The sequence below is a fragment of the Campylobacter concisus genome (assembly GCF_902460625.1).
Classification (GTDB): Bacteria; Campylobacterota; Campylobacteria; order Campylobacterales; family Campylobacteraceae; genus Campylobacter_A; species Campylobacter_A concisus_AD.
Genome location: NZ_CABPUT010000008.1, coordinates 39,449 through 46,429, shown reverse-complemented (window position 1 = coordinate 46,429; position 6,981 = coordinate 39,449). Strand labels below are relative to the sequence as shown.

The window sequence follows — 6,981 nt, the reverse complement described above, 5'->3', positions numbered from 1 at the left end:
GGAGGGCTAACAAGGCTTGCATTTAGTAAAGAAGACTTGGAGGCTAGAAATTTTCTTATAAATTTAATAGAAGAAAATGGCTTTAAACTTAAAATTGACAATGTTGGCAATATCTTTGCCATCTATGATGATGGCTGTGAGCCAGGCGAGAAGCCGGTTTGTGTGGGCTCTCACATAGATAGCGTGCCAAATGGTGGCTTTTATGATGGCACGCTTGGTGTCATGGCAGGACTTGAAGCATTGACCTCGATAAAAGAAGCTGGCATTAAACTAAAACGCCCACTTTGGCTCATAAATTTTTGCTGTGAAGAGTCAAGTAGGTTTAAGACAGCGACCATTGGCAGCAAGATAATAAGCGGCAAACTTGGTCTACAAAGGCTTCATGAATTAAAAGACGAAGATGGCATTTCGCTTTTTGAAGCGATGAGTAAATTTGGACTTGAGCCACAAAATTTAAATGATTCTATTTTAAAAGAACACTCACTTCATTCATATTTAGAACTTCACATTGAACAAGGTCCAGTGCTTGAGCGAAGTGGTATAAGCGTTGGTATAGTAAGCGGTATCGCCGCTCCTATTAGATTTGAAATTATTATTCATGGTAAGGCAGATCACAGCGGTGCAACGCCGATGAATATGCGTAGTGACGCGCTGCTTGCCGCCTCACACATCATCATCGCTGCAAATAAATTTGCAAAAAACAAAAAAACTGCTGTGGCTACTGTTGGTTACGCACATGCAAAGCCGGGCGTTTTAAACGTCGTGCCAGGCGAGGCAAGGCTTGGAGTTGATCTAAGAGATATCGATAAAGCAAGCTTAGAAGAGCTAAATTTAGAGCTTAGAAATTTTATAAAAGAGCTAAGCGGTGAGCTAAATTTTAGTTATGAGATAAGAGAATTAAGTAGTGACGAGCCAGTAAAACTTAGTGAGCATGCTATAAATTTACTAAGCGAAGAGGCTGCTAAACTGGGCATAAAAACGCTTACTTTGCCAAGCGGAGCTGGACATGATGCGATGAATTTAACAAAGCTTGCAAACAGTGTTGGTATGCTTTTTATACCTTGTGTCGGCGGTATCAGTCACAATACAGCAGAAGCTATAAATTTTGATGATGCTTTCAAAGCTACACAAATTTTAACAAATGCACTAATTAAACTATCAAATGAATAAGGAGAAATCTATGGATAAGATAGCAAATTTGGCTCTTTCTTTAAAAGATGAGCTGATCAAGGATCGCAGGTATTTTCACTCGCATCCAGAGACTGGCTGGTTTACATTTTTTACAACCGCCGTACTAGCAAAGAGACTTAGCGATCTTGGTTATGAAATAAGCCTTGGTGACAAGGTGGTTAAAGCTGATGCAAGGCTTGGACTTGGCTCAAAAGAGCAATGCGAAAAAGCAATAGAAAGAGCCAAAAAGCTCCTAAGTCCTGAAGAGGCAAAGTATCTTCCTTATATGAAAGATGGCTTAACAGGCCTAACAGCCTTTATAGATACGAAAAGGCCTGGTAAATTTACAGCATTTAGATTTGACATAGATAGCGTCGATGTGACAGAGAGCGCAGACGCTGATCATAGACCTTTTAAAGAGGGTTTTGGCGCAGATATCGCTGGTATCACGCATGCTTGTGGGCATGATGGTCATATATCTATAGGCCTTGGTGTGGCAAAACTTATAGCTGAAAATTTAGATGAGTTTAACGGCAAATTTAAATTTATCTTCCAAACAGCAGAAGAGGGCACAAGAGGAGCTGTGGCTATGGAAGCTGCTGGTGTGCTTGATGGCGTAGAGTATCTATTAGGCGGACATATCGGCTTTCAAGCAAAAACCAATAGAGGCATCATCTGTGGAACAAATAAGCTACTTGCAACTTCAAAATTTGACGTACATATCACTGGTCGTTCAGCTCACGCAGCTGGAGCACCACAAGACGGCGCAAATGCACTTTTAGCTGCATCTCAAATGGCGCTAAGTATGCATGGTATAACAAGACATGCAAAAGGCGTGACTAGGATAAACGTAGGCGTTTTAAAAGCAGGTGAAGGCAGAAACGTCATCGCGCCAAATGGTTATCTAGCTTGCGAAACAAGAGGCGAAGATACAAATTTAAATGATTTTATGTATGAAAAATGCATGGATATCGTTAAAGGTGTGAGCGAAATTTATGGCGTAGAGAGCAAAGTCGTAAAAACTGGTGGCACAAACGGAGCCGATAGCGACAAAGAAGTAACTGAAATTTTCTATGAAGCTGCAAAGCAAAGTCCATTTATAGATGATGACAAGATCGTAAAAGAGCTTGATTTTGGTGCTTGTGAAGATTTTGCTCATTTTATGAGAGCCTTGCAAGATAGGGGCGCAAAGAGCGGATATATGATGATAGGAACAAATTTAAAAGCAGGCCATCACAACTGCAAATTTGACTTTGATGAGGAGTGCTTGGTGGCTGGGGTTGATGTCTATCTAAGATCTGCTTACAAACTAAATGGAGTGAAAAAATGAAAAATGCTTTACTAATCAGCGCTTCAAGCTATCAAGATACTGGCTATTTAAGGCACTGCAAAAACTGGGTTAAGGAATTTTTAGGTGAATGCGGCAAGGAAGAAATTTTATTTATCCCTTACGCTGGAGTTAGGCGAACAAATGACGAGTATGAGCAAAAAGTAATTGATAGATTAAAAAATAGCAATATAAAATCAATTCATCACTATGAGGATAAAATTTCAGCTATCAAAAATGCTAGCAGTATCGCAGTTGGCGGCGGAAATACCTTTATGCTTCTTTACATGCTTTATAAGCTAAATTTGATTGAGCCTATAAAAGAAGCTGTGGCAAATGGCGCAAAATATTTTGGCTGGTCAGCTGGTGCAAACATCGCCGGTAAGACGATGATGACGACAAATGATATGCCTATCATCATGCCAAAGTCATTTGATAGCTTAAATATCTTCCCATATCAAATAAACCCGCACTTCATAAGTGGTAAGCTGGCAGGCCATAACGGCGAGAGCAGGGAGGAGAGGTTGGAGGAATTTTTGATAGCTAATCCAAAAGAGACTATCTACGCTTTGCCTGAAGGTACGGCTTTGCTCATAGAGGGTAGCGAGGCTGAGGTCATAGGACACAGTGAAATTTTAAAATTTGAGTATCAAAAAGAGATAGAAAAAATAGAAGTTGGAACTAAATTTAAAATCTAAGCAAGGAGAGAGGTATGGAAACATTTAAGCTAATTGCTGCCATTCTTGGCATCGCGGCTGTTGTAGCACTTCTAGTCTTAAAAAAGGAGACAAGAACGGTGCTAATAGGTGTTGGTTTGGTGCTTTGTATAATCGCACTAAAACCGATGGGGGCACTAAGTGCTTTTACTGACTATATGACTAAAGCAGGGCTTATAAAGGCGATTTGTGCGAGTATGGGTTTTGCATTTGTTATGAAATACACAATGTGCGATAAACACCTTGTTGCGCTTCTTACAAAGCCACTTAAAAATGTAGGCTTTATCTTGATCCCCGCAACAACCGTGCTAACTTATTTTATAAATATCGCTATCCCTTCAGCTGCAGGATGCTCCGCTGCTGTTGGTGCGACACTTATACCGCTTCTAATGGCCTCAGGTATCCGCCCAGCTATGGCTGGTGCTGCTGTTTTTGCAGGGACATTTGGTGGAGTTTTAAGCCCAGGATCGGCTCACAACGTCTATGTGGCTGACCTTGTTAAAAAGACGGTTGAGGGCTATACAGTTCAAGATGTCATAAAAGTGCAAATTCCAAGTGCATTTACTGCTCTTGTTATCGTAGTGATCGCATTAGTTATTGTTGCGATACTGCTTAAAGACTATCAAAAAAATACAAATTTCACTCTTGAAAATAGTAACACTAGCGAAGAGAAACCGCTATTTAAAGTAAATTTCATCTACGCCATTATGCCTCTAGTTCCACTTGTTATCTTGGTTATTGGCGGAACAAGCCTTGCAAAAGACTACAGCTTTCTTGCATGGACAAAGATGGGCGTTGCTGAGGCGATGATACTAGGTGCCATCATAGCTATCTTTGCTACGCTTACAAATCCGCAAAAAATCACAAAAGAATTTTTTAACGGAATGGGCCACGCTTATGCTGATGTTATGGGTATCATCATCGCAGCTGGTGTCTTTGTCGCTGGCCTAAAGGCATGTGGAGCCGTTGATGTGGTCATCGCATGGCTAAAAACAGATCAAAGTTACGTTAAATTTGGCGGAACATTTGTGCCATTTATCATGGGCATAGTTACAGGTTCAGGCGACGCCGCTACATTTGCATTTAACGAAGCTGTCACAACAAACGCCGCTGCACTTGGCTTTGAACAAGATAAGCTTGGTATGGCTGCAGCTATTGCTGGTGCTTTAGGTAGATCGGCTTCTCCGATTGCCGGTGCTGCTATCGTTTGTGCAGGCATTGCTATGGTTAGTCCAGTTGAAATCGCTAAAAGAACATTTTTAGGGATGTTTGTCTCTGTTGTAGCGATTGCATTTTTTGTCATCTAAAAGGATGAAAAATGGATATCGTAGAGAGATTTTTAAACTATACAAAATTTAACACCACAACAAATAAAGAGAATGGACTAAAAGGTGTCATGCCTTCTAATCCAACCGAGTACGAGCTGGCTAAGTTTTTAAAAGAAGAGCTTAGCTCGCTAGGCATAAAAGATATCATCTTGCAAGACAATGCTATCTTGATAGCAAAAATTCCTGCAAACTGTGAAAATGCTCCAAGCATCGCCTTTTTTGGGCACTTAGATACAAGTAGTGAGCAAAAAAATGATACCAAAGCTAAAATCGTAAAATACACAGGTGGCGACATCTGCCTAAACGAAGAGCAGGGAATTTATCTAAAATTTAGCGATAACCCAGAGCTTAAAAAGTACGTTGGTGATGACATAGTCGTGACTGACGGCACTAGCTTGCTTGGGGCTGATGATAAGGCTGCGATCGCTAGCATTGTAAATATGGCTAGCTACTTTATGCAAAATCCTGATGTAAAGCACGGTAAAATCGTGATCTGCTTCGTGCCAGATGAAGAGCAGGGCTTACTTGGGGCAAAAGCACTTGATGTAAATTTGCTTGGAGCTGATTTTGGTTACTGCTTAGACTGCTGCGAGATAGGCGAGCTAATATATGAAAACTGGAACGCGGCTGACTGCACGATGGTCTTTAAAGGCGTTTCGGCTCATCCGATGAATGCAAAGGGCAAGCTTGTAAATTCGCTACTTCTTGCGCATAAATTTATCTCGCTTTTGCCAGGCGGCGAAGTGCCAGAGTGCACCGAGGGCAAAGAGGGCTATTTTTGGGTAAAAGAGCTTAGCGGAAACAGCGCAAAAACGACGCTCAAGATCGACATAAGAGAATTTGACGAGGCGAAATTTCAAAAAAGGCTTGAGTTTTTAAGCGATATGGCAAATTCTTTTAATAAAATTTATGGAGAGCGTTGCGAAATCACGCTAAAAACACGCTATGAAAATGTCTTTAAATTTTTAAAAGATGAAAACTCACTGCCTATAAAATTAGCAAAAGATGCCTTTAGTGAGCTAAATATCACGCCAAATATAAAGCCTATGCGCGGTGGATATGACGGCGCTGTGATATCTGCAAAAGGTGTGCCAACGCTAAATTTATTCACAGGGGCAAATAACTTTCACTCTGTCTTCGAGTATTTGCCAGTTAGCAGTCTAAAAGCCGCGAGTGAAGTGATTAAAAAAATCGTAATTAACGCTGCTAAATAAACTTCATAAAAGCCTAGATTTAGTAAATTTAGGCTTTAAATTTTACTTTCAGGATAAAAATGAAGGCTTTAGCTTTGTTTAGCGGAGGGCTTGATAGCATGCTCTCAATTAAATTAATAAGCGATCAAAACATCGAAGTGGTCGCACTTTATATGGATACCGGATTTGGCGTAGATGAAGAAAAACATGAAATTTTAAGACGCCGTGCCGCTTTGGCTGGAGCTAGCTTAAAAGTGGTTGATATGAGAAATGAGTATCTTCGTGACGTGCTTTTTAACCCAAAGTACGGCTACGGCAAGCAGTTTAATCCATGCATCGACTGCCATGGTTATATGTTTAAAACAGCTCTTAATATGCTAAAAAGTGAAAATGCAAATTTCATCATCACGGGCGAAGTTTTGGGTCAAAGACCGATGAGTCAGCGAAGAGATGCACTCTTTCAGGTTAAGCGCCTAGCTGATGACGAGGATGATCTGGTGCTTCGTCCGATGTGCGCTAAGCTCTTGCCACCAACTAAGCCAGAGCGCGAGGGCTGGGTTGATAGAGAGAAGCTGCTTGATATAAGCGGGCGCGATAGAAAGCCGCAGCTTGCTTTGGCAAAGGAAATTGGCTTTGAGGACTTTGCAACGCCTGGAGGTGGATGTTTGCTAACGATCGAGAGCTTTGCTGTGAAGATAAAGGATTACCTAAATTTTGATAAAGAGATGCGAGATATCGATGTGACGTGGCTAAAGCTTGGTAGGCATCTGCGCTTGCCAGATGGTGCAAAAATGATAATAGGTCGTGACGAAAGCGATAATAACGCACTTTTAGCACATCCAAACGATAAATTTGATCAAGTAAAATTTAAAGAGAGCGATGACATCGTGGGAGCTATTAGCTTCATAAGCAAAAACGCTAGTAAAGCTGATAAAGAGCTAGCTGCAAGGCTTGCATTAGCTTATACAAAAGCAAGCAGAGAAAATAAATTTGAAGTTAGCATCGATAGCGAGAAATTTAGTATCACACCTGAGGATAAATCTCTAGCTCAAAATTATTTCGTAAAATAGACGTTTTGTCGATTCTTGGTGCTTTTACTTTGTGTTTGTAGATAAAGATGGTTTTTATCTACAAATAAGTTTAAAAATTATATAATCCGAAACTTATTTTAAAGTGTCACGGTAGCTCAGCTGGTTAGAGCGCTGGTCTCATAAGCCGGAGGTCGGGAGTTCAAGTCTCCCCCGTGA

At 40.8% G+C, this 6,981-nt stretch carries 6 protein-coding genes and 1 tRNA gene; all 7 read left to right on the top strand.

Annotation, left to right across the window (positions count from 1 at the left end):
* Positions 1 to 1,170, top strand: a 1,170-nt coding sequence (locus tag F3G69_RS06605) for a M20 family metallo-hydrolase (protein ID WP_149714830.1), incomplete at its 5' end; no start/stop codon positions are given.
* A 10-nt stretch (positions 1,171 to 1,180) separates the two neighbouring features.
* Positions 1,181 to 2,500 (top strand): amidohydrolase, encoded by a 1,320-nt coding sequence (locus F3G69_RS06600; protein ID WP_149714762.1) that lies wholly within the window; start codon positions 1,181 to 1,183, stop codon positions 2,498 to 2,500.
* Positions 2,497 to 3,195, top strand: a complete 699-nt coding sequence (gene pepE / locus F3G69_RS06595) for a dipeptidase PepE (protein ID WP_149714761.1) — start codon at positions 2,497 to 2,499, stop codon at positions 3,193 to 3,195. Before F3G69_RS06600 ends, pepE begins: the two co-directional genes overlap by 4 nt.
* A 14-nt stretch (positions 3,196 to 3,209) precedes the next feature.
* Positions 3,210 to 4,520, top strand: coding sequence for a C4-dicarboxylate transporter DcuC (gene dcuC, locus F3G69_RS06590; protein WP_149714760.1), 1,311 nt, complete (start codon positions 3,210 to 3,212; stop codon positions 4,518 to 4,520).
* An 11-nt stretch (positions 4,521 to 4,531) separates the two neighbouring features.
* The gene (gene pepT / locus F3G69_RS06585; protein WP_149714759.1) at positions 4,532 to 5,755 is read left to right on the top strand and encodes a peptidase T; all 1,224 of its coding nucleotides are present in this window, start codon (positions 4,532 to 4,534) and stop codon (positions 5,753 to 5,755) included.
* Between the two features lie 59 nt (positions 5,756 to 5,814).
* Positions 5,815 to 6,804 (top strand): argininosuccinate synthase domain-containing protein, encoded by a 990-nt coding sequence (locus F3G69_RS06580; RefSeq protein WP_149714758.1) that lies wholly within the window; start codon positions 5,815 to 5,817, stop codon positions 6,802 to 6,804.
* A gap of 105 nt (positions 6,805 to 6,909) precedes the next feature.
* A tRNA-Met gene (locus F3G69_RS06575) sits at positions 6,910 to 6,981 on the top strand.

Bases quoted from the DNA above. Each gene is read 5' to 3' on its own strand.
- F3G69_RS06600 (WP_149714762.1), top strand. From the start codon at position 1,181: ATGGATAAGATAGCAAATTTGGCTCTTTCTTTAAAAGATGAGCTGATC.
- dcuC (WP_149714760.1), top strand. From the start codon at position 3,210: ATGGAAACATTTAAGCTAATTGCTGCCATTCTTGGCATCGCGGCTGTT.
- pepE (WP_149714761.1), top strand. From the start codon at position 2,497: ATGAAAAATGCTTTACTAATCAGCGCTTCAAGCTATCAAGATACTGGC.
- pepT (WP_149714759.1), top strand. From the start codon at position 4,532: ATGGATATCGTAGAGAGATTTTTAAACTATACAAAATTTAACACCACA.
- F3G69_RS06580 (WP_149714758.1), top strand. From the start codon at position 5,815: ATGAAGGCTTTAGCTTTGTTTAGCGGAGGGCTTGATAGCATGCTCTCA.